Here is a 21753-nt window from a genome sequence, read left to right as displayed (position 1 = left end):
TTGGTGGGTCGTGCAGGATTCGAACCTGCGACCAATTGATTAAAAGTCAACTGCTCTACCAACTGAGCTAACGACCCAATTTCCCTGCCGCTTTAACATCTTGCAAGATGTCTTGGCAACGGCGGCATATATTACTAATTTATCTTGGCAGCGCAACCTAAATTTTTTACTGATGCGTTCAACTGCTTGTTCTTCACGCGAATGAGCCCAGAAATCGGTCAAATCGACTAACTTCTGGGCTCATTTTTCTAACCGTTAACCGCCTACGCGACTTTTCGCCTGCTTGGCCGCCGCACTGGTTGGGTATTGTTTAATCACCTGCTGGAACACGGCTTTGGCTTTATCAGCCTGCCCTTTTTCCTGCATGATGATACCCACCTTGTACATGGCGTCCGGCGCCTTCGGTGATTTAGCGTAATTCTTCACCACCACCGCAAAATAATAGGCCGCATCGTCTTTTTTACCCTTGTTGTAGAACAACTGGCCCAGCCAATAGTTGGCGTTGGGCTGGTAAGTAGACTTCGGGTACTGTTTTACGAAGGACTGAAAGGCGGAAATCGCCTGGTCATACTGTTTTTTTTCCAGCGCCAGAGAAACAGCGGCGTTGTAGTCACTGTTCTCATCACCGCCACTTGGCGTTGCAGAAGCGGCTGCAGGCGCGCTGCTGCCCGCATCGGAAGATGCGCCTGCGGCTGCCCCGCCGGCAGCGCCCGCTGCCGCAGAGGCGCTCTGAGCGCCGCCCTGGCTGAGGCTATCCATCTGTTGATAGATTTGCTTCTGGCGTTCAACGACCTGATTCAACTGATACTGGCTTTCCTGGATTTGCCCACGGAGAGAATCAATGTCGCGTTGATTGTCAGAGAGTTGCTGCTGGAGTTGGTTTAAAAGCTGGCCTTGAGCATTGCTGATGCGCTCAAGCGAGGTGACACGGTCTTCGACCGAGCCGGAGCCGACATTACTGATTGGCGCTTGGGCAGTAGCGGCCCAAGGGGCCGCTACGCCAACCAGTAACGACAGACTCAACAGGTGACGTCTGAAGTTACTGTTCATGCGATTCTCTTAGTAAACCAGAACGGCACGACGGTTTTTAGCATAAGCCGCTTCGTCGTGGCCCAGTACTGCTGGTTTTTCTTTACCGTAAGAAACGATAGAGATCTGGTCAGCGGAAACGCCTTTACCTTGCAGGTACATTTTAACGGCGTTAGCACGACGCTCACCCAGAGCGATGTTGTATTCCGGCGTGCCGCGTTCGTCAGCGTGGCCTTCAACGGTCACTTTGTAAGACGGGTTGTTACGCAGGAATGCAGCGTGCGCGTCCAGCATCTGAGCGAATTCGGAGCTTACGTCATACTTGTCCAGGCCGAAGTAAACGATGTTGTTCTTCTGCAGTTCTTGCATCTGCAGACGAGCTTGTTCTTCGGAAGACAGGTTGCTGCTGCCGTTTTCCATACCAGTGCCGGCGCCAGCGCCCATACCAGATTGGTCGTTGTTCGCGCTTTTGTTAGAACTACAAGCTGCTACAGCCAGAACTGGCAGTGCCAGCAGAAGCCCTTTCAGCACTTTGTTCAGTTGCATTTCTTTGATCCTTTTATAGTTTGCCATACATATTTACACATGCATCACAGATACGGCGACCAGGCAGGGAATTTGACCTGTCCATCAGTTGCCGGAAGACGCGCTTTGAAACGCCCATCAGTTGACACCAACTGCAGCACGGAGCCCATACCTTGCGTGGAGCTATAGATCACCATGGTGCCGTTTGGCGCAATACTAGGCGTTTCATCCAGGAAGGTGCCGGTCAAAACCTGAACGGCGCCCGATCCAAGATCTTGTTTGGCGATGTGTTGTGCACCACTGTTGGTGCTCACCATCACCAGGAATTTACCGTCGGAGCTGACTTCAGAATCCTGGTTCTGAGAGCCTTCCCACGTCAGACGCTGTGCGGCACCGCCGCTGGCGCTGATTTTATAAATCTGCGGACGCCCGCCCTGGTCGGAGGTAAACGCCAGAGACTGGCCATCCGGGAACCAGGTCGGTTCGGTGTTGTTGTTGCGGCCATCGGTCAGCTGCGTGATCTGGCCGGAGCCGAGGTTCATCACGTACAGGTTCAGGCTGCCGCTCTTGGACAGCGCGAAGGCCAGCTTGCTGCCGTCCGGCGAGAACGCCGGCGCACCGTTGTGGCGCGGGAACGAGGCGATCTGGCGGATAGCGCCGTTAGCCAGGGTCTGCACCACCAGCGCAGAGCGGCCGCTCTCGAAGGTCACGTAAGCCAGTTTGCTGCCGTCCGGCGACCAGGCCGGCGACATCAGCGGCTCAGGCGAACGGTGCACCGTGAACTGGTTGTAACCGTCGTAATCCGCTACGCGCAGCTCGTACGGGAATTTCCCGCCGTTGGTCTGCACCACGTAGGCGATACGGGTGCGGAACGCGCCCTTGATACCGGTCAGCTTCTCGAACACTTCGTCGCTGGCGGTATGGGCAGAATAACGCAACCACTGTTTGGTCACTTTATACTGGTTCTGCGCCAATACGGTGCCCGGCGAACCCGAGGTGTCCACCAGCTGGTAGGAGATCAGATAGCTGCCGTCGGCGCCAGGTTGAACCTGGCCGACAACCACGGCGTCGATGCCCAATGCAGTCCAGGCCGCCGGCGTCACTTCAGACGCGGAGGTGGGTTGCTGCGGCATGCGCGCCACGTCGATCGGGTTGAATTTGCCGCTGTTGCGCAGATCCGCACCGACAATCTTGCCGATATCTTCCGGCGGCGTGCCTGGGCCCGCCCATTTAAACGGCACCACGCCAATCGGGCGAGCGGAGTCGACCCCTTGGGTGATTTCAATGCGAACTTCCGCGTGCAACACGGACGCCCACAGAATTAAAAAACCTAGCGCTACTCGAAATGCCTGCTTCATCTCATCTCCCTTATCCAGGCGGGATGCCTGCGATAAATTAGCAGAATTTTAACAAACCAACTTACGTAAAACTACATAATCCCTGTTGGTTACCTTAGTACATCCCTGTGATATCACTCACTCAATCAACCGTTATTGCGGCTTGAATTCAAGTATAGAATTCTTAAAGTGCTGATAAACGGCATCGCTCGGCGGCTTCGGTATATGCGCCAACTTGGCGGCAGACACCGCAGCTTGACACAGAGCAGGATCGCCCCCCGCTGCTTGTACGCTTATCAGCAGGCCGTCCGGCGCCAGCTTGATACGCAGGTCGCAGGTTTTGCCGGCGAACGAACTGGCGTCATAGAACTTGCTCTGAATCGCCCCTTGAATCTGCCCCATATAACCGCTGATATCCGCCCCGCTGGCGCCAGCCGTCTTGGCATTGCCCTGCCCGGCCGGTTTACCGTCGCCCTTCGATTTGGCACCGCCGCCTTTCGGCGCGTTCTTGCCGTCCGCCAGGCCACCAAACAGGTCATCAACTTCCGCCGACTGCTTCGCAGCCTCGGCGGCGGCCTTCTTCTTGGCGTCCGCAGCGGCTTTCTTGGCGGCAGCGGCTTTCTCGGCCGCCGCTTTCTTCTCTGCCTCGGCGGCAGCCTTCTTCTCGGCTTCCGCTGCGGCTTTTTTCTCAGCTTCAGCGGCCGCTTTCTTCTCCGCGGCCTCTGCGGCTTTCTTTTCTGCCGCGGCGGCGGCGGCTTTCTTCGCCTCTTCCGCCTGTTTCTTGGCGGCGGCGGCAGCAGCCGCTTCTTTCTTGGCTTCCGCTTCGGCTTTCTTCTGGGCTTCCGCCTGCGCCTTGGCGACCTTGTCCGCTTCGGCCTTCGCCTTGGCGGCAGCGGCTTCGGCGACCTTCTGTTGCTCTTTGGCCTTGGCTGCGGCGGCTTCCGCCGCTTTTTGCTGCTCGGCGGCCTGTTTTTGCTGCTCCGCCGCCTTCTGCTGTTGCTCAGCCTGCGCCTTGGCGTCCTGCGCGGCTTTCTCCTGCGCCGCCAAACGCTCTTTCTCCAGCTCTTTCAGGCGCTGTTGCTGCTCCGCCTGCTTCTGCTGAAGCTCTTCGGCCTGTTGCTCCGCTTTTTTCTGGCGCTGCTTTTCGGCACGCTGCGCATCGTTGCTCTGCTGCTGCTGGCGGTTGTACTGCTCCACCACCGCGCCGGGATCGACCATCACCGCACCGACCACGGTGCCATCGCCACCGCCGCCGGCGCCCATGTCGACCTTTTCCTGCAGCGATCCCCAAATCAGCAGGGCAATCAATATGAAGTGCAGAACGACCGAAACAATAACGGCGCGGTTCAGCTTATCGTTTTGCTCAGTTGCCTTTACCAAAATAGATTCCCAAAAACTGGTGTTGCTTATACGGGGTTCCTGGGCCGCAGCGCAGGAACCGGGTTGCCGTTGGCCTTACGGTCAGATCGGCTGGGTCATCAGCCCCACGGAAGCCACGCCCGCCTGATGGAGAATATTCAATGCCTTGATAATCTCATCGTAAGGGACTTCCTTCGCACCGCCGATCAAAAAGACCGTTTTCGGGTTAGCCGCCAAACGCGACTTGGCTTCGGCCGCGACTTGCTCAGGCGGCAGCAGCTCCATACGGTTGTGATCCACCACCAGGGTGTATTGACCTACGCCGGAAACCTCGAGGATCACCGGCGGATTGTCATCGCTGGACACCGTCTTGGAATCGGTGGCGTCCGGCAGGTCAACCTCCACGCTCTGCGTGATGATTGGCGCGGTTGCCATAAAAATCAGCAGCAGCACCAGCAACACGTCGAGCAGCGGAACGATGTTAATTTCGGACTTCAGCTCACGCCGACTACGTCCACGTACTCTCGCCATGCTACCTCCTACTTATTTGCTGTCGCTGGAGAAGGCCTGACGATGCAGAATAGCGGTGAACTCTTCCATAAAGTTGTCGTAATTCTGCTCAAGCTTGTTGACGCGCTGGTTGAGACGGTTGTAGGCCATTACCGCCGGGATGGCGGCGAACAGACCGATCGCGGTGGCGATCAGCGCTTCGGCGATACCCGGCGCCACCATCTGCAGCGTGGCTTGCTTCACCGCGCCCAGCGCGATAAAGGCGTGCATGATCCCCCACACGGTGCCGAACAGGCCGATGTACGGGCTGATAGAACCGACGGTGCCGAGGAACGGAATATGGGTTTCCAGCGTTTCCAGCTCGCGGTTCATCGAAATGCGCATCGCGCGCGACGCCCCTTCGATCACCGACTCCGGCGCATGATTGTTGGCGCGGTGCAGACGGGCGAACTCTTTGAACCCGGAATGGAAGATCTGCTCGGAACCGGTCAGGCTATCGCGACGCGCCTGACTTTCCTGGTACAGACGGGAAAGCTCGATACCGGACCAGAATTTGTCTTCAAAGGCTTCGGCGTCACGCGTCGCCGCATTGAGGATGCGGGTGCGCTGAATGATGATCGCCCAAGAGGCTACCGAGAAGCATATCAAAATCAACATGATAAGCTTAACCAGCAGGCTCGCCTTCAAGAATAAATCTAGGATGTTCATGTCAGTCACTGCTTAAACTCCGCGACAATAGACTTAGGAAGCGCTCTTGGCTTCATTTGGTGTGGATCAATACAGGCAATCAGGACATCTGCCTGGCTCAGTAGGGCCCCGTCAGAATTGACAATGCGTTGAGCAAACGTGAGAGAAGCCCCGCGCAGAGAGGTGATTTCACTCTGGACCTCCAGTTGCTCGTCGAGACGAGCCGGAGCCAGATAATCCACCGTCATGCGCCGGACGACAAAAGCGACTTGTTCACTGAGCAGCTGCTGTTGATGAAAGTTGTGCTGACGCAGCATCTCTGTGCGCGCTCTTTCAAAAAAGGCGACGTAGCGGGCGTGATAGACCACACCACTGGCATCGGTATCCTCGTAGTAAACGCGAACCGGCCATCGAAACAACGTATTACTCACTCTACTTCCCAGCAATGCAATTTAACGCTGCTACTATACGCAAGACGGATCGGGTTGGGAATGGGTTACAAGATGGGAATGAAAATAATTATGGGCCGTGAGGGCCCATAACGTGGGGACATCAGGGAGATTATAAAGAAACGTAAAGTAATCCTGCGCACAAGATCACAATTGCAGGAAGCGGCGCGAAAAAAGCGCGCCAGACGCTGCGCTGCGGGCGGAATCCGAAACCGTGGATCACTCCGGCACATACGGCCCAAATCAGCAACAGCCCTTCCCAAATCTCCAGCGAGCTGGTTTTGGCGGCGAAACGCGTCGGATCCCAGAACACGCACCCCGCCAAAATCAACGCCAGCACCAGGGAAAGGGCCCGAACCGGGCCCTTGTCGGTGACAGCGTACAGCTTGTCAATCACGGACGAGCTCATTACTTACCGTCTTGCTGAGCTTTGGTCGCTTCGCTCTGCTCAAGCGCCAGCGCCGTGATGATGCCGAAGGCGCAGGCAAGAAGCGTTCCGAGAATCCAGGCAAAATACCACATGGTTTAGCTCCTTATCCTTAGTACAGCGAATGCTTGTTGTTTTCGATGTAGTTCTTGTCGAGACGACCGAACATTTTGTAGTACGACCAGCTGGTGTACGCCAAAACGATAGGCACGAAGATCGCCGCCACGACGGTCATCACTTTCAGCGTCAAGAGGCTCGACGTCGCGTCCCACATGGTCAGGCTGACGTTAGGCACGGTGCTGGACGGCATCACGAACGGGAACATGGTGACCCCGGCGGTGAGGATGACGCAGGCGATGGTCAGCGACGAAGTGACGAACGCCAGCGCGCCTTTCTCCAGACGCGAGAACAGGATGGTGAACAACGGCAGCACCACGCCCAGTGCAGGCAAGGCCCACAGCAGCGGATACTTGTTGAAGTTGATCAGCCATGCGCCGGCCTGATGCGCCACTTCTTTACGCAGCGGGTTGGATTCCGCCATGGTGTCCAGCGCCGAAGTGATCACGTAGCCGTCGATGCCTTTCACCAGCCACACACCCGCCAGCAGGAAGCATACCGCCATGATCAGCGTCGCGATCTGCGCTGCGGCGCGTGACCGCAGGTGGATCTCGCCGGTGGTGCGCATCTGCAGGTAGGTCGCGCCCTGAGTGACCAGCATGGTCAGACTGACCACGCCTGCCAACAGACCGAACGGATTCAGCAGTTGGAAGAAGTTGCCGGTGTAGAACAGACGCAGGTATTCGTCCACATGGAACGGCACGCCCTGCAGCAGGTTGCCGAACGCCACGCCGAATACCAACGCAGGCACGAAGGAACCGATGAAGATGCCCCAGTCCCACATGTTGCGCCAGCGGCTGCTCTCCAGCTTGGAACGGTAGTCAAAACCGACCGGGCGGAAGAACAAGGCCGCCAGCACCAGGATCATGGCGACGTAGAAGCCCGAGAAGGCCGCTGCGTAGACCATCGGCCAGGCGGCGAACAGCGCGCCGCCGGCGGTGATCAGCCACACCTGGTTACCGTCCCAGTGCGGGGCGATGGAGTTGATCATCACCCGGCGCTCGGTATCGGTTTTACCGATGATGCGCACCAGGATGCCGACGCCCATGTCGAAACCGTCGGTGACGGCGAAGCCGATCAGCAGTACGCCAACCAGCACCCACCAGATAAATCGCAGTACTTCATAGTCAAACATACGTGGACTCCTGTTTAGCGCGCTTCCTGCACGGCGGCAGTCGGTTGTTCAAAGTGGTAGCGGCCGGTTTTCAGGCTGCTTGGACCCAGACGCGCAAACTTGAACATCAGGTACATTTCAGCCACCAGGAACAGGGTGTACAAGCCGCAAATCAGCCCCATCGAGAACAGAATGTCGCCCGCGGTCAGCGAAGAGTTGGCGACTGCAGTCGGCAGCACCTCACCAATCGCCCACGGTTGACGGCCGTATTCCGCCACGAACCAGCCGGCTTCTACCGCGATCCACGGCAGCGGCAGGCCATACAGCGCCGCACGCAACAGCCATTTCTTCTGGCCGATGCGGCCGCGCACCACGCTCAGGAAGGACAGGCCGATAATCAGCAGCATCAGCACGCCACAGGCCACCATGATGCGGAAGGCGAAGTACAGCGGCGCCACGCGTGGAATGGAGTCCTTGGTCGCCTGCTGGATCTGCGCTTCCGTCGCGTCGCTGACGTTCGGGGTATAACGCTTCAGCAGCATGCCGTAGCCCAGGTCTTGCTTGGTTTTGTTGAATTCCGCACGCACCGCAGGATCGGTATTGCCGCCGCGCAGCTCTTCCAGCAGCTGGTAGGCTTTCATGCCGTTGCGGATGCGCACTTCATGTTGCGCCAGCAAATCTTTCAGGCCAGTGACCTGCGTGTCGGTGGAACGCGTGGCGATCAGGCCAAGCGCATACGGGATCTGAATAGAGAAGGAGTTTTCCATCTTGTCCTGATCGGGAATGCCGAACAGGGTGAAGGACGCCGGTGCCGGCTGGGTATCCCACTCCGCTTCGATGGCGGCCAGTTTGGTTTTCTGTACGTCGCCCATTTCGTAACCGGATTCGTCACCCAGCACGATCACCGACAGCACCGCAGCCATGCCGAAGCTGGCGGCGATGGCGAAGGAGCGTTTGGCGAAAGCGATGTCGCGGCCCTTCAGCAGGTAGTAAGCGCTGATGCCCAGCACGAACATGGCGCCGGTGGTGTAGCCTGCAGCCACGGTGTGAACGAATTTCACCTGCGCAACCGGGTTAAGCACCAGCTCGGAGAAGCTGACCATCTCCATGCGCATGGTTTCGAAGTTGAAATCCGACGCGATCGGGTTCTGCATCCAGCCGTTGGCGACCAGGATCCACAGCGCGGACAGGTTTGAGCCGAGGGCCACGAACCAGGTTACCGCCATGTGCTGCACCTTGCTCAGACGATCCCAGCCGAAGAAGAACAGGCCGACCAGCGTCGATTCAAGGAAGAACGCCATCAGACCTTCGATGGCCAGTGGGGCCCCGAAGATATCGCCGACGTAGTGAGAGAAATACGACCAGTTAGTCCCGAACTGGAACTCCATGGTCAAACCGGTGGCCACACCCAGAGCAAAGTTAATCGCAAATAACTTTCCCCAGAATTTGGTCATGTCTTTATAGATTTGTTTGCCAGACAGGACATATACCGTTTCCATAATTGCCAGCAAGAACGCCATACCGAGCGTTAATGGGACAAATAAGAAATGGTACATCGCCGTTAAAGCAAACTGTAAGCGCGACAGTTCGACAATATCAAACATCTTGACTCCTTGCTCCTCGCAGGAAGACTCCGACACGCGGTTATCGGCATACTTCTTTCAAAGCCGCCAGTAACGCCCCGCAGTGAATGCCCTTAAACACAACAAATTTGATCCAGCTTCTCCGCTTTCAACCGCACACTCGGCCAATAGCCCCTCGGGCCGCCGACAAGCACGCCACTGAAAACCGACAACGGGTAACAAATGCAACAAGATCAACCATCCATAATCACAACATGGATGATACTCGCCCAATCCCACACAATAAATAGGTTTTTACGTGACGTGGGTTGGACTTTTGGTTACAGGTCAAATCTTAGCCGAAAGAGGTACTTCGGGCTAATTTGATCTGAGACAATTTAAGCCTATCCGCATATTATTTCCATATTCATCAGCACATTTCGCCTATTTTTCTTGAGGGCATGTTGCGCAATGGTTTAATTGTTTTTTAATGATATTTTTGTGTTAAATAAATGTAATTTAAAAGAGCCGCCATTGTATTATTACGCGCTTATTCTGCGACATAATTAACCTTTTATTTCCATTAAGCCGTGACAGTGATTGCAGTCACAAAACAACAAATCTCTCTCCAATATTAGTCTATTTCTCGCGATGGGATCGTAAAGGTTGCGATTTTGTAGCAAAATGACCACTTATGTTAAAATTCCATTGAGTGACAATAAGTTATGAAAAAAATCATCTTTGCCTCTGTCTTGGGACTCTCGGGAAACGCCATGGCCGCCGAAACGGTAAACATCACCCTGCTGGGCACCTCCGATCTGCACGGCACCTTCGTGCCCTGGGACTACGCCAGCGACACGGAAAACCTGGCGGGCAGCCTGAGCCAGATAGCCACTCAGGTCAAAAAGGTGCGCGCCGAGCAGCCTAACCTGATCCTGGTGGACGCCGGCGACACTATTCAGGGCAACTTCGTTGAAACCTTCAAGCATGAGGCCATCAGCCCGATGATGCTGGGCCTCAATGCGCTCAATTACGACGTCTGGGTGATGGGCAATCACGAGTTCGACTTCGGCCTGCCGGTGCTGACCACCCCGCTCAAGCAGTTCAAGGGCGCGGCGCTGGCGGGCAACATCGTCTGGGACAACGGCAAGCCTTATCTGCCGGCCTACACCATCCTCGAACGTCAGGGCGTGAAGATCGGCATTATCGGCATGGACACGCCGATGACCGCTGAATTCGCCAAGGGCACCGATCGCATCAAAGGGCTGAACTTCACCGATCCGGTGCAGGCGGTGAAACAGGTCATCAAACAAATCGACGGCCAGGTCGACGCCATCGTACTGGTGGCGCATATGGGCATCGACAACGAGAACCAGCGCCCGGGCACCGGCGTGGCCGACATTGCCAACGCCAACCCGGAACTGGCGGCAATCGTCGCCGGCCACATGCATGTGAAGATCGACAAGGCGGTGGTCAACGGCGTCATCATCACCGAACCGGACAAATACGGCCGCGCGCTGTCACGCATCGATCTGCAATTTGAACGCCGCGACGGCAAATTCACGCTGATCGACAAAAACAGCTACACCTACCCGATCAAAGGGCTGACGCCGGACAGCGCCATGCAGGCTCTCTACCAGCCGTATCATGACATTTTGCGCGCCAACGCCAACCGGGTGGTAGCGAAGCTGAGCGGCAGCGATCTGGTGCCTGCCGACGAGTTCCGCGGCATTCCTCAGGTGCACGTGCAGGACACCGGCATCAGCGCGCTGTTCCAACAGGCCGCCCGGCACTATGCGCCGCTGGCGCAGGTGATCGCCCTGCAGATCGACAACGATCGCGCCAAACTGGACGTCGGCGACATCAAGGCCAAGGATATCGCCTTTAACTACCAATACGCCGGTGGCGAGATCACCGTTTATCAGCTTAACGGTAAAGCGCTTAAACGCTACATGGAGTGGTCCGCCGGCTACTTCAATCAGTTGCAGCCGGGCGACGTCACCTACAGCTTTAACCCGGCGCGGCGTTCGTCCAAATATTCCACCAACGATTTCTTCGATGGCGTCACCTATACCATTGATCTGCGCCAACCCGCCGGTTCACGCATCGTCGATCTGCATCTGGCGGACGGCACGCCGGTCACGGACGACATGCCGATCCGTCTGGGCATGAACAGTTACCGTATGGGCCACCTGACGCAAAAGGGCGGCGCGCTGGAAGGGCAATCCTTCCCGGTGCTGTTCGACAGCAAAGCGCAGTACGGTGAAGAAGAAGGCACCATTCGCCACCTGGCCCTGCGCTACCTGACGGAAGTGAAACACGGCCAATACCAGGGCGTGCCGCCGCAGCGCTGGAAACTGATCGGCATGGAGGGATACGAACCGCAGCGGGCGATCGTTAAACGGCTGCTGAATGAAGGCGTTATTCAGGTGCCGACCACCGACGATGGCCGCTACACCAACGTCGCCTCGATCAACGTCAAAGACGCGCTGTTCCGCAACGCCGACGATTACCGCGCCGCCCTCGCCTCGCTGGAGCAGCAGCGGCAAGCCGCCGCGGATCCGGTGCAGCAGCGCCGCCTGCAGGATCGGATCGCGCTGATCAAGGCGCTCAACGTTTTCTGAGTTTCGCCCATAAAAAAGGCCACCCAATGGGTGGCCAAACATGTCGAGATATTGTTATTTCGTACTAGGTTCTTAGCGCTTCAGCACCGCTTTTACCGCATCGCCGATGTCCGCCAGGCTGCGAACGGTTTTCACGCCCGCCGCTTCCAGCGCAGCAAACTTCTCGTCCGCCGTGCCTTTGCCGCCGGCGATGATGGCGCCTGCGTGGCCCATACGCTTGCCTTTCGGCGCGGTCACGCCGGCGATGTAGCCGACAACCGGTTTGGTGACGTGTTCTTTGATGTAAGCCGCCGCTTCTTCTTCAGCGCTGCCGCCGATCTCACCGATCATCACGATTGCTTCGGTCTGCGGATCCTGTTGGAACATCTTCAGGATATCGATGAAGTTGGAGCCCGGGATCGGGTCGCCGCCGATGCCCACGCAGGTGGACTGGCCCAGACCGGCATCGGTGGTTTGTTTCACCGCTTCATAGGTCAGGGTGCCGGAGCGGGAAACGATGCCCACTTTGCCCGGCAGGTGGATGTGGCCAGGCATGATGCCGATTTTGCACTCGCCCGGGGTGATCACGCCTGGGCAGTTCGGCCCGATCATGCGCACGCCGGCTTCGTCCAGCTTCACTTTCACGGTCAGCATGTCCAGGGTCGGGATGCCTTCGGTGATGGTGATGATCAATTTGATGCCGGCATCGATCGCTTCCAGAATGGAGTCTTTGCAGAACGGCGCTGGAACGTAGATGACAGAGGCCGTCGCGCCGGTCGCTTCAACCGCTTCGCGCACGGTGTTGAACACCGGCAGCCCCAGGTGCTGAGTGCCGCCTTTGCCTGGAGTGACGCCGCCAACCATTTTGGTGCCGTAAGCGATAGCTTGTTCGGAGTGGAAAGTCCCCTGGCTACCGGTGAAGCCCTGGCAAATTACTTTGGTGTTTTTATCGATTAAGATGGACATTATTTACCCTCCACTGCTGCAACAACTTGCTGAGCCGCATCAGTCAGGCTGGTCGCAGCAATGATATTCAGGCCGCTGTCCGCCAGTTTCTTGGCGCCCAGTTCGGCGTTGTTCCCTTCCAGGCGCACCACGACCGGGACGTTAACGCCCACTTCAGCCACTGCGCCGATGATGCCGTCAGCGATCAGATCGCAACGTACGATACCACCGAAGATGTTAACCAGAACCGCTTTCACCTTGTCGTCGGACAGGATGATTTTGAACGCTTCGGTCACGCGCTCTTTGGTCGCGCCGCCGCCAACGTCCAGGAAGTTGGCCGGTTCGCCGCCGTGCAGTTTAACGATGTCCATGGTGCCCATCGCCAGACCGGCGCCGTTCACCATGCAGCCGATGTTGCCGTCGAGGGCAACGTAGTTCAGCTCCCACTGAGCCGCACGGGATTCACGCTCGTCTTCCTGGGAAGGGTCACGCATTTCACGCAGTTCAGGCTGACGGAACAGGGCGTTGCCGTCGGCGCCCAGTTTGCCGTCCAGGCACACCAGATCGCCCTGCTTGGTGATCACCAGCGGGTTGATCTCAACCATCGCCAGGTCGCGCTCCAGGAACAGCGTCGCCAGGCCCATGAAAATCTTGGCGAACTGGCTGACTTGCTTGCCGGTCAGGCCCAGTTTGAAGGCCAGCTCACGGCCCTGATAAGGCTGTGGACCCGCCAGCGGATCGATGGTCATTTTGTGGATCAGTTCTGGGGTTTCTTCCGCCACTTTCTCGATTTCCACGCCGCCTTCGGTAGACGCCATGAATACGATGCGACGGGTCGCGCGGTCTACGACGGCGCCCAGGTACAGTTCTTTATCGATGTCGGTCGCCGCTTCAACCAGGATCTGGTTAACCGGCTGGCCCAGCGCGTCAGTCTGGTAAGTCACCAGACGCTTGCCCAACCAGGCTTCCGCGAAAGCACGGATATCTTCTTTGCTGTTGACGACTTTAACGCCGCCCGCTTTACCGCGGCCGCCAGCATGAACCTGACATTTCACCACCCACGGGCCGGAGCCGATTTTGGATGCGGCTTCTTCTGCTTCACGCGGAGTGGTACAGGCGTAACCGGTCGGTGCCGGCATGCCATACCGAGCAAACAGCTGTTTTGCCTGATATTCGTGTAAATTCATGATGTTCTATCCATTCAGTTCTGAAGGTTTTTAGCCGGACCATTATTACGCGGTAAACCGCATGGTTTTCCGGCCACATAGCACAGAGTGCGGGCGCGGCACGCCGCGCCCGGCAAGGGTTACTAGACGTCCAGCAGCAGACGAGCCGGATCTTCCAGCATCTCTTTGACCGTCACCAGATAACCGACGGATTCCTTACCGTCGATCAGGCGGTGGTCATAAGACAGCGCCAGATACATCATCGGCTGGATCACCACCTGACCATTGACCGCCATTGGGCGATCTTTGATGGCGTGCATGCCCAGGATGGCGCTCTGCGGCGGGTTGATGATCGGGGTGGACATCAGCGAGCCGAATACGCCGCCGTTGGTAATGGTGAAGTTACCGCCGGTCAGCTCTTCCACGGTCAGTTTGCCGTCGCGGCCCTTAACGGCCAGCTCTTTGATTTTCTTCTCGATGTCAGCCATGCTCATGGCGTCTACATCGCGCAGTACCGGCGTCACCAAGCCGCGCGGGGTAGAAACCGCGATGCTGATGTCGAAGTAGTTGTGGTAAACCACGTCGGAACCGTCGATCGACGCGTTCACTTCCGGGAAACGCTTCAGCGCTTCAACCACCGCCTTGATGTAGAAGGACATGAAGCCCAGACGCACGCCGTGGCGTTTCTCGAAGGCTTCGCCGTACTGCTTGCGCAGATCCATGATCGGCTGCATGTTGATTTCGTTGAAGGTGGTCAGCATCGCGGTGCTGTTCTTCGCTTCCAGCAGACGCTCGGCGACGCGTTTGCGCAGGCGGGTCATCGGCACGCGTTTTTCGCTGCGGCCGGCCAGAGCCGGCTGCGGTGCGGCTTCAGCGGCGGCGGCCGGTTTGGCGGCGGCGCCGCCTTTGGCCAGGTGCGCTTCCACGTCTTCACGGGTGATGCGGCCACCCACGCCGGTGCCTTTGATGGCGCCGGCATCGAGGTCATGTTCGGCGATCAGGCGGCGAATCGCCGGGCTGAGCGCGTCATTGCTTTCTTCTTCCAGGCTCGCGGTCGCGCGCTGTGCAGGCGTGGACTCTTTCTCCTGGCTCTTCTCGGCGGTCGGTTTGCCGGAGCTGTCGCCTGGGCGAATGCGGCCGAGCAGCTGGCGAGACAGCACGGTCGCGCCCTCTTCTTCCACGATAGCATCGAGAATGCCCGCTTCACTGGCCGGCACTTCCAACACCACTTTGTCGGTTTCGATTTCAACCAGGACTTCATCACGCTGCACGCTGTCGCCCGGTTTTTTGTGCCAGGTGGCTACGGTCGCATCGGCAACCGATTCAGGAAGGTCAGGAACCAGAATATCTACGCTACTCATTTAGCTTTCCCTTAAGTTTTTTATCATCTGCTTGCCGGCCCCTCGGCCGGCAAGCGAGCGAACATTAGTCAATATTCAGCGCGTCATTCACCAGAGCCTGCTGCTGCTTCTGGTGTACGGACATATAGCCCACCGCCGGAGAAGCGGAGGCCGGACGTCCTGCGTAACGTAAAGAAGCCCCGAACGGCACCACTTCACGGAAGTTGTGTTGGCTGCAGTACCAGGCGCCCTGGTTCAGCGGCTCTTCCTGACACCAGACGAAATCATGCACGTGCGAGTATTGCTCCAGCACGGCCTGCACGGCCTGATGCGGGAACGGATACAGCTGCTCGATGCGCACGATGGCCACGTCTTTCTGCTCGTTCTTGCGACGCTGTTCCAGCAGGTCGTAGTAGACCTTGCCGGAGCACAGCACGACGCGCTTGACCGCTTTCGGATCCAAGTCGTCGATCTCGCCGATCGCCGGCAGGAAGGTGCCGTTGGCCAGCTCGTCCAGCGAAGAAATCGCCAGCGGATGACGCAGCAGCGACTTCGGCGACATCACCACCAACGGACGGCGCATACCGCGCAGCGCCTGACGACGCAGCATATGGTAAACCTGCGCCGGCGTAGACGGGACGCACACCTGCATGTTCTGCTCTGCGCACAGCTGCAGATAGCGTTCCAGACGCGCGGAAGAGTGCTCAGGGCCCTGGCCTTCATAGCCGTGCGGCAGCAGCATCACCAGGCCGCACATACGGCCCCATTTTTGCTCGCCGGAGCTGATGAACTGGTCGATAACGACCTGTGCGCCGTTGGCGAAGTCGCCGAACTGCGCTTCCCAGATGGTCAGCGTGCGCGGTTCCGCCGTGGCGTAGCCGTATTCGAACGCCAGCACCGCTTCTTCAGACAGCACGGAGTCCCAGACCTTGAATTCGCCCTGGCCGCTGTGGATGTTCGCCAGCGGAACGTAGACCGAACCGTTTTTCTGGTTGTGCACCACCGCGTGACGGTGGAAGAAGGTGCCGCGGCCGGCGTCTTCACCGGAGATGCGGATTGGAATGCCTTCATCCGCCATGGTGGCGTAGGCCAGCGTTTCGGCGGCGCCCCAGTCGAACGGCTTGTTGCCTGCGGCCATCTCGGCGCGGTCCGCGTAGATTTTCGCCACGCGCGACTGCATTTCGATCGCTTCCGGCACGGTGCTGATGCGGCGGCCCAGCTCCTGCAGGCGCTTCATCTCAACCTTGCTCGGGTACTCTTCGTCCCACTCGTGGTTCAGGTACGGCGACCAGGTGAAGGAGTGCAGGTTCATCGGACGCCACTCTTCAACCACGCAATCGCCGCGGTCGAGCGCATCACGATACAGGTTGACCATTTCCGTGGCATCTTCCAGGCTGGCCACTTTCTGTTCGGTCAGAACGTCAGCGTAGATTTTGCGCGGCGTAGGGTGTTTCTTGATCTTCTGATACATCACCGGCTGGGTGGCGCTCGGCTCGTCGGCCTCGTTGTGCCCATGGCGACGGTAGCAGACCAGATCGATCATCACGTCACGCTTAAAGGTGTTACGGAAATCCAACGCCAGGCGAGTGACGAAGGCCACGGCTTCCGGATCGTCCGCGTTAACGTGGAAGATCGGTGCCTGAACCATTTTGGCGATGTCGGTACAGTATTCGGTAGAGCGCGCATCCAGCGGGTTGGAGGTGGTGAAACCAACCTGATTGTTGATGACGATGCGCACGGTGCCGCCCACTTCGTAGCCGCGAGCCTGAGACATGTTCAGGGTTTCCTGAACCACGCCCTGGCCGGTGATGGCGGCGTCGCCGTGGATGGTGATCGGCAGCACCATGTTGCTGCGCGCTTCGTCCAGACGATCGCGACGGGCGCGTACCGACCCCATGACCACCGGGCTGACGATCTCCAGGTGCGACGGGTTGAACGCCAGCGCCAGGTGAACCATGCCGCCTTCGGTTTCCACGTCGGAGGAGAAGCCCTGGTGATATTTCACGTCACCGGTGCCGAGGTGTTCTTTATGCTTGCCGGCGAATTCGTCGAACAGATCGGCCGGCTTTTTGCCCAGCACGTTGATCAGCACGTTCAGACGGCCGCGGTGGGCCATGCCCAACACCACTTCGCGCGTGCCGTTCTTGCCGGCGTGGCGCACCATCTCTTTGAGCATCGGCACCAGCGCGTCGCCGCCTTCCAGCGAGAAGCGTTTGGCGCCCGGGAATTTGGCGCCCAGGTAGCGCTCCAGGCCCTCCGCCGCGGTCAGCTCGTTCAGGAAACGGCGTTTTTCGTCGGCGGTAAAGCTGGCGCGCCCCACCACCGACTCGATGCGCTGCTGGATCCAGCGTTTCTCTTCGGTGTTGGTGATGTGCATATACTCAGCGCCGATCGACCCGCAATAGGTCTGCTTCAGCGCGGCGTACAGATCGCCCAGCTTCATGGTTTCTTTGCCGATGGCGAAAGAGCCCACGTTGAAGGTTTCCTGGAAATCGGCTTCGGTCAGGTTGTGGTAAGCGGGATCAAGGTCAGGAACTTGCTCGCGCTGCCACAGGCCGAGCGGATCGAGGTTGGCATGCTGATGCCCGCGGAAGCGGAAGGCGTTGATCAGCTGCAGTACCTTGACCTGTTTGGCGTCGGTTTCCGGATCGGTGATGGTGGTGTTGTAGCGCGCGGAGTCTTTCGCCAGGCGGCGGAAGTAATCGCGCGTTTGAGAGTGAAGCTGATCGGGTTTGACACCCGCGGTTGGTAGCTGTTGAAAAATGGAACGCCAGCTATCTTCAACGGAACCCGGATCGGTTAAGAAGTCTTCATAGAGCTGCTCTATGTAAGACTGGTTCGCGCCCGCCAGATAGGAGGAATCCAGCCAGGCCTTCATTGCGCCGTTCTGCATCATGATCCCTTAAGCTTTGAAGCTTTAGTTTTCGCCGTGGTTAACATAATTACCGTGATGAATACGGTTTGCCGTAAAACGGTTCACTCGACGTACTTGCGGCCATGTCGGCCCGATACGTTCTGTTATGGACCTTGCGGTCCCTTACAAGGAACCTCTAAAAACCGGCGGAAGAACCAGGCTGCATAGCGCCGCAGCCGCGGGTCAGTTTTTAGAGGTTCCCTCCCCTATGGGACGTGCGCCGGAAAAGAGCCCGGCGCAGCATCTCATTCCGTTTATGCGCCGCGTTGCAGCAGCATGGACTTGATATGCCCGATCGCACGCGTCGGGTTCAAGCCTTTAGGACATACACTGACACAATTCATAATGCTATGGCAGCGGAAAACACTAAAAGCGTCGTCCAGATCATCTAAACGTTCTTGCGTTTCCGTGTCACGGCTGTCGATCAGGAAGCGATACGCCGCCAACAGACCGGCTGGGCCGATGAACTTGTCCGGGTTCCACCAGAACGATGGGCAAGAGGTCGAACAGCAGGCGCACAGGATGCACTCGTACAGACCGTCCAGCTTGGCGCGCTGCTCCGGCGACTGCAGGTGCTCGCGCGCCGGCGGGTTCTTGCCGTCGTTCAGCAGGTATGGCTTGATCTTTTCATATTGGGTATAGAACTGGCCCATATCCACCACCAGATCGCGCACCACCGGCAGGCCCGGCAGCGGACGGATCACGATCTTGCCGTTGCCTTTGCGCAGCGACGAAACCGGAGTGATGCACGCCAGGCCGTTTTTACCGTTCATGTTCAGGCCGTCGGAACCGCACACGCCTTCGCGGCATGAGCGACGGAACGACAGGGTCGGGTCTTTTTCTTTCAGCTGGATCAACGCATCCAGCAGCATCATGTCACGGCCTTCTTCCGCTTCCAGGGTGTAGTCCTGCATGTGCGGGGCATCGTCGACATCCGGGTTGTAGCGATAAATGGAAAATTCGAGTTTCATCTGTCGATCTCCGCAATTAGTAAGAACGCACTTTCGGCGGGAATGCCGGGCGCAGCTTCGGTTGCATGTTCACTTCGCGGCGCGTCATGCTTTCCGATTGCGGCAGATACAGCGAATGGCACAGCCAGTTGGCGTCATCGCGTTCCGGATAGTCGAAGCGGCTGTGCGCGCCACGGCTCTCGGTACGGAAGTTGGCCGACACGGCGGTGGAATACGCGGTCTCCATCAGGTTATCCAACTCCAGGCATTCGATGCGCTGGGTGTTGAACTCGCTGGAGGTATCGTCCAGGCGTGCGTTCTTCAAACGTTCACGGATCACTTTCAGTTCTTCCAGGCCCTTGGCCATCGCATCGCCTTCGCGGAATACCGAGAAGTTGTGCTGCATGCAAGACTGCAGCGCTTTGCGAATTTCGACCGGGTCTTCGCCGGAACGGGTGTTGTTCCAACGGTTCAGACGATCCAGCGAGGCTTCCACGTCGGAGTCGCTGGCGTCACGGCTCACGCCCTGCTCTTCCAGCGATTCCTGCAGGTGCATGCCGGCGGAACGGCCGAACACCACCAGATCCAGCAGCGAGTTGCCGCCCAGGCGGTTGGCGCCGTGCACCGATACGCAGGCGATTTCGCCCACGGCGAACAGCCCCGGGATCACCACGTCTTCACCTTTCTCGTTCACGGTCAGCGCCTGGCCGGTCACCTTGGTCGGAATGCCGCCCATCATATAGTGACAGGTTGGGATAACCGGGATCGGCTCTTTCACCGGATCGACGTGCGCGAAGGTGCGGGACAGTTCCAGAATGCCCGGCAGACGGGATTCCAGCACCTCTTTGCCCAGGTGATCCAGCTTCAGCTTGGCGTGCGGGCCCCAAGGACCGTCGCAGCCGCGGCCTTCGCGGATTTCGATCATGATCGAACGGGCAACCACGTCGCGGCCCGCCAGATCTTTGGCGTTCGGCGCATAACGCTCCATGAAGCGCTCGCCGTGCTTGTTCAGCAGGTAGCCGCCTTCGCCGCGGCAGCCTTCGGTCACCAGCACGCCCGCGCCGGCGATGCCGGTCGGGTGGAACTGCCACATTTCCATGTCCTGCACCGGCACGCCGGCGCGCAGCGCCATGCCGACACCGTCGCCGGTGTTGATGTGGGCGTTGGTGGTGGACTGGTAAATGCGGCCAGCGCCGCCGGTCGCCAGCACGGTGGCCTTGGCTTTGAAGTAAACCACTTCACCGGTTTCGATGCAGATAGCCGTGGTGCCGACCACCGCGCCGTCCTGGTTTTTCACCAGATCAAGCGCATACCACTCGGAGAAGATGGTGGTGTGGTTTTTCAGGTTCTGTTGATACAGGGTGTGCAGCAGCGCATGGCCGGTACGGTCGGCTGCGGCTGCGGTACGCGCCGCCTGCTCGCCGCCGAAGTTCAGCGACTGGCCGCCGAACGGGCGCTGATAGATGCGGCCGTCGTCCAGACGAGAGAACGGCAGCCCCATGTGTTCCAGTTCCAGAATCGCTTCCGGGCCGGTTTTACACATATATTCGATGGCGTCCTGGTCACCGATATAGTCGGAACCTTTCACCGTGTCGTACATATGCCATTCCCAGTTGTCCTCGTGGCTGTTGCCCAGCGCGACGGTGATGCCGCCCTGTGCAGACACGGTATGGGAACGGGTCGGGAAAACTTTGGACAGCAGGGCACAGGTCGAGCCCGCTTGGGAAATTTGCAGCGCGGCACGCATGCCCGCACCGCCGGCGCCGATTACGACGGCATCAAACTCTCTGACTGGCAGTTTCATTTAAGCACCCCACACTACGATTGTTCCGTACAGTAAATAGACCAGCAACGCGACCACGACAGCCAGCTGCAACACCAGGCGAACCGCCAGCGGCTTGACGTAGTCCGTCAGCACCTGCCACAGCCCGATCCAGGCGTGCACCAGAATCGACAGCAGGGTCAGCAGAGTGAACACTTTCGTAATGGAAGTGGCGAAGAAACCGCGCCAGATGTCATAAGTGAGTTCCGGAGCCGTGACGAAAAAGCCCAGGATATACAGGACGTACAGGGTAATGATGATAGCGGAAGCGCGCAGCAGCAGCCAATCGTGCACGCCGTTGCGCCCTAATGCAGAAACGTTGTTTACCATACGAGGACTCCAGCCAGAACTGACAGCACGACGGTCAGACCGATCGCCACCTGGGCGGAACGGGTGCCGGCGGCCAAACTCTCTTCGATGTAGCCAAAATCCATTAACAAGTGACGGATGCCACCGCAAATGTGATAGGCCAGCGCCGTGAGGATGCCCCAGAATATGAATTTGACGATGAAGCTATTCATGATGGCGGCCGCCTGCAGGAACCCCTCTTGGGAAGAGAGTGACAGGCCCAGCAGCCAGAGGAGGATACCCACGGCAACGAAGGTAATTACGCCAGAGACTCGGTGTAAGATAGACGCTATCGCAGTTACGGGGAACCGGATCGTTTGCAGATCCAAGTTGACAGGTCGTTGTTTTTTCACGTATTTGCCCACACAGCTCTTATTATTTTCCTTCCTCCGGGCCTGGGCGGGGATCAGACAGCGTTAAGAGCCTAAAACCCTTACACGTCACGCGCTCAAACATCAACATCCTCTGTGCTCAAACGGCGCGCATTTATAACGCTGGGTGCTCCTACTTCAGGGTAATCCGGAGACCTGGCGGCAGTATAGGAGGATC

At 58.1% G+C, this 21753-nt stretch carries 20 protein-coding genes and 1 tRNA gene; 1 reads left to right on the top strand and 20 read right to left on the bottom strand.

The features are described 5' to 3' along the window. Nucleotide 1 precedes the first annotated feature (1 nt). The 12 genes from AC2CGI_RS19910 to cydA form a co-directional block, all read right to left on the bottom strand. Nucleotides 2-77, bottom strand: a tRNA-Lys gene (locus tag AC2CGI_RS19910). Between the two features lie 178 nt (nucleotides 78-255). Then, nucleotides 256-1050 carry a cell division protein CpoB gene (gene cpoB, locus AC2CGI_RS19905; RefSeq protein ID WP_004939852.1) on the bottom strand — a complete coding sequence of 265 codons (795 nt, stop codon included), beginning with the start codon at nucleotides 1048-1050 and terminating at the stop codon, nucleotides 256-258. A 9-nt stretch (nucleotides 1051-1059) separates the two neighbouring features. Next, nucleotides 1060-1575 (bottom strand): peptidoglycan-associated lipoprotein Pal, encoded by a 516-nt coding sequence (pal, locus tag AC2CGI_RS19900; RefSeq protein ID WP_004939853.1) that lies wholly within the window; start codon nucleotides 1573-1575, stop codon nucleotides 1060-1062. Between the two features lie 44 nt (nucleotides 1576-1619). Beyond that, nucleotides 1620-2912, bottom strand: a complete 1293-nt coding sequence (tolB, locus tag AC2CGI_RS19895; protein WP_004939856.1) for a Tol-Pal system beta propeller repeat protein TolB — start codon at nucleotides 2910-2912, stop codon at nucleotides 1620-1622. Between the two features lie 132 nt (nucleotides 2913-3044). Then, nucleotides 3045-4271: a cell envelope integrity protein TolA gene (tolA, locus tag AC2CGI_RS19890; RefSeq protein ID WP_015376981.1), complete on the bottom strand. Its 1227-nt coding sequence runs from the start codon at nucleotides 4269-4271 to the stop codon at nucleotides 3045-3047. A gap of 81 nt (nucleotides 4272-4352) precedes the next feature. Then, complete coding sequence (tolR, locus tag AC2CGI_RS19885; protein WP_004939859.1) at nucleotides 4353-4781, bottom strand: colicin uptake protein TolR; 429 nt, start codon at nucleotides 4779-4781, stop codon at nucleotides 4353-4355. Between the two features lie 12 nt (nucleotides 4782-4793). Beyond that, complete coding sequence (gene tolQ / locus AC2CGI_RS19880; RefSeq protein WP_004939862.1) at nucleotides 4794-5477, bottom strand: Tol-Pal system protein TolQ; 684 nt, start codon at nucleotides 5475-5477, stop codon at nucleotides 4794-4796. Continuing rightward, nucleotides 5474-5878 (bottom strand): tol-pal system-associated acyl-CoA thioesterase, encoded by a 405-nt coding sequence (gene ybgC, locus AC2CGI_RS19875; RefSeq protein ID WP_004939863.1) that lies wholly within the window; start codon nucleotides 5876-5878, stop codon nucleotides 5474-5476. Before ybgC ends, tolQ begins: the two co-directional genes overlap by 4 nt. A gap of 130 nt (nucleotides 5879-6008) precedes the next feature. Beyond that, nucleotides 6009-6305: a cyd operon protein YbgE gene (ybgE, locus tag AC2CGI_RS19870; RefSeq protein WP_004939866.1), complete on the bottom strand. Its 297-nt coding sequence runs from the start codon at nucleotides 6303-6305 to the stop codon at nucleotides 6009-6011. Then, nucleotides 6305-6418, bottom strand: coding sequence for a cytochrome bd-I oxidase subunit CydX (gene cydX, locus AC2CGI_RS19865; RefSeq protein WP_004939868.1), 114 nt, complete (start codon nucleotides 6416-6418; stop codon nucleotides 6305-6307). The genes ybgE and cydX overlap by 1 nt, the downstream gene beginning before the upstream one ends. A 17-nt stretch (nucleotides 6419-6435) precedes the next feature. Beyond that, a complete protein-coding gene (gene cydB / locus AC2CGI_RS19860; protein WP_015376980.1) occupies nucleotides 6436-7575 on the bottom strand; it encodes a cytochrome d ubiquinol oxidase subunit II in 1140 nt (379 codons plus the stop codon). A gap of 14 nt (nucleotides 7576-7589) precedes the next feature. Further along, nucleotides 7590-9158: a cytochrome ubiquinol oxidase subunit I gene (cydA, locus tag AC2CGI_RS19855; RefSeq protein ID WP_004939873.1), complete on the bottom strand. Its 1569-nt coding sequence runs from the start codon at nucleotides 9156-9158 to the stop codon at nucleotides 7590-7592. 683 nt (nucleotides 9159-9841) lie between these two features. On the opposite strand from cydA, the gene AC2CGI_RS19850 reads away from it, so the two are divergent. Continuing rightward, nucleotides 9842-11740, top strand: a complete 1899-nt coding sequence (locus AC2CGI_RS19850) for a bifunctional metallophosphatase/5'-nucleotidase (protein WP_076740477.1) — start codon at nucleotides 9842-9844, stop codon at nucleotides 11738-11740. A 72-nt stretch (nucleotides 11741-11812) separates the two neighbouring features. Here the strand turns inward: AC2CGI_RS19850 and sucD are convergent, their stop codons facing one another. The 8 genes from sucD to sdhC all read right to left on the bottom strand — a co-directional run bounded on the left by sucD (nucleotide 11813) and on the right by sdhC (nucleotide 21569). After that, entirely contained in the window at nucleotides 11813-12685 is an 873-nt protein-coding gene (gene sucD, locus AC2CGI_RS19845; protein WP_004939878.1) for a succinate--CoA ligase subunit alpha, read from the bottom strand. After that, nucleotides 12685-13851, bottom strand: coding sequence for an ADP-forming succinate--CoA ligase subunit beta (gene sucC / locus AC2CGI_RS19840; protein WP_015376978.1), 1167 nt, complete (start codon nucleotides 13849-13851; stop codon nucleotides 12685-12687). The genes sucD and sucC overlap by 1 nt, the downstream gene beginning before the upstream one ends. A 122-nt stretch (nucleotides 13852-13973) precedes the next feature. Further along, nucleotides 13974-15191, bottom strand: coding sequence for a 2-oxoglutarate dehydrogenase complex dihydrolipoyllysine-residue succinyltransferase (gene odhB, locus AC2CGI_RS19835; protein ID WP_015376977.1), 1218 nt, complete (start codon nucleotides 15189-15191; stop codon nucleotides 13974-13976). Nucleotides 15192-15255: 64 nt separating this feature from the next. Beyond that, nucleotides 15256-18063 (bottom strand): 2-oxoglutarate dehydrogenase E1 component, encoded by a 2808-nt coding sequence (gene sucA / locus AC2CGI_RS19830; RefSeq protein WP_015376976.1) that lies wholly within the window; start codon nucleotides 18061-18063, stop codon nucleotides 15256-15258. A 275-nt stretch (nucleotides 18064-18338) separates the two neighbouring features. Further along, entirely contained in the window at nucleotides 18339-19055 is a 717-nt protein-coding gene (locus AC2CGI_RS19825) for a succinate dehydrogenase iron-sulfur subunit (RefSeq protein WP_015376975.1), read from the bottom strand. A gap of 16 nt (nucleotides 19056-19071) precedes the next feature. Beyond that, complete coding sequence (gene sdhA / locus AC2CGI_RS19820; protein WP_015376974.1) at nucleotides 19072-20838, bottom strand: succinate dehydrogenase flavoprotein subunit; 1767 nt, start codon at nucleotides 20836-20838, stop codon at nucleotides 19072-19074. Further along, complete coding sequence (gene sdhD / locus AC2CGI_RS19815; protein ID WP_004939891.1) at nucleotides 20839-21186, bottom strand: succinate dehydrogenase membrane anchor subunit; 348 nt, start codon at nucleotides 21184-21186, stop codon at nucleotides 20839-20841. Next, complete coding sequence (sdhC, locus tag AC2CGI_RS19810; RefSeq protein ID WP_004939893.1) at nucleotides 21180-21569, bottom strand: succinate dehydrogenase cytochrome b556 subunit; 390 nt, start codon at nucleotides 21567-21569, stop codon at nucleotides 21180-21182. Before sdhC ends, sdhD begins: the two co-directional genes overlap by 7 nt. Nucleotides 21570-21753: the final 184 nt, after the last annotated feature.

The sequence above is a fragment of the Serratia sp. LSHTC3 genome, from assembly GCF_057197125.1.
The sequence above is the reverse complement of the archived record's forward strand: the minus strand, read 5'-3'. Positions and strand labels throughout refer to the sequence as shown.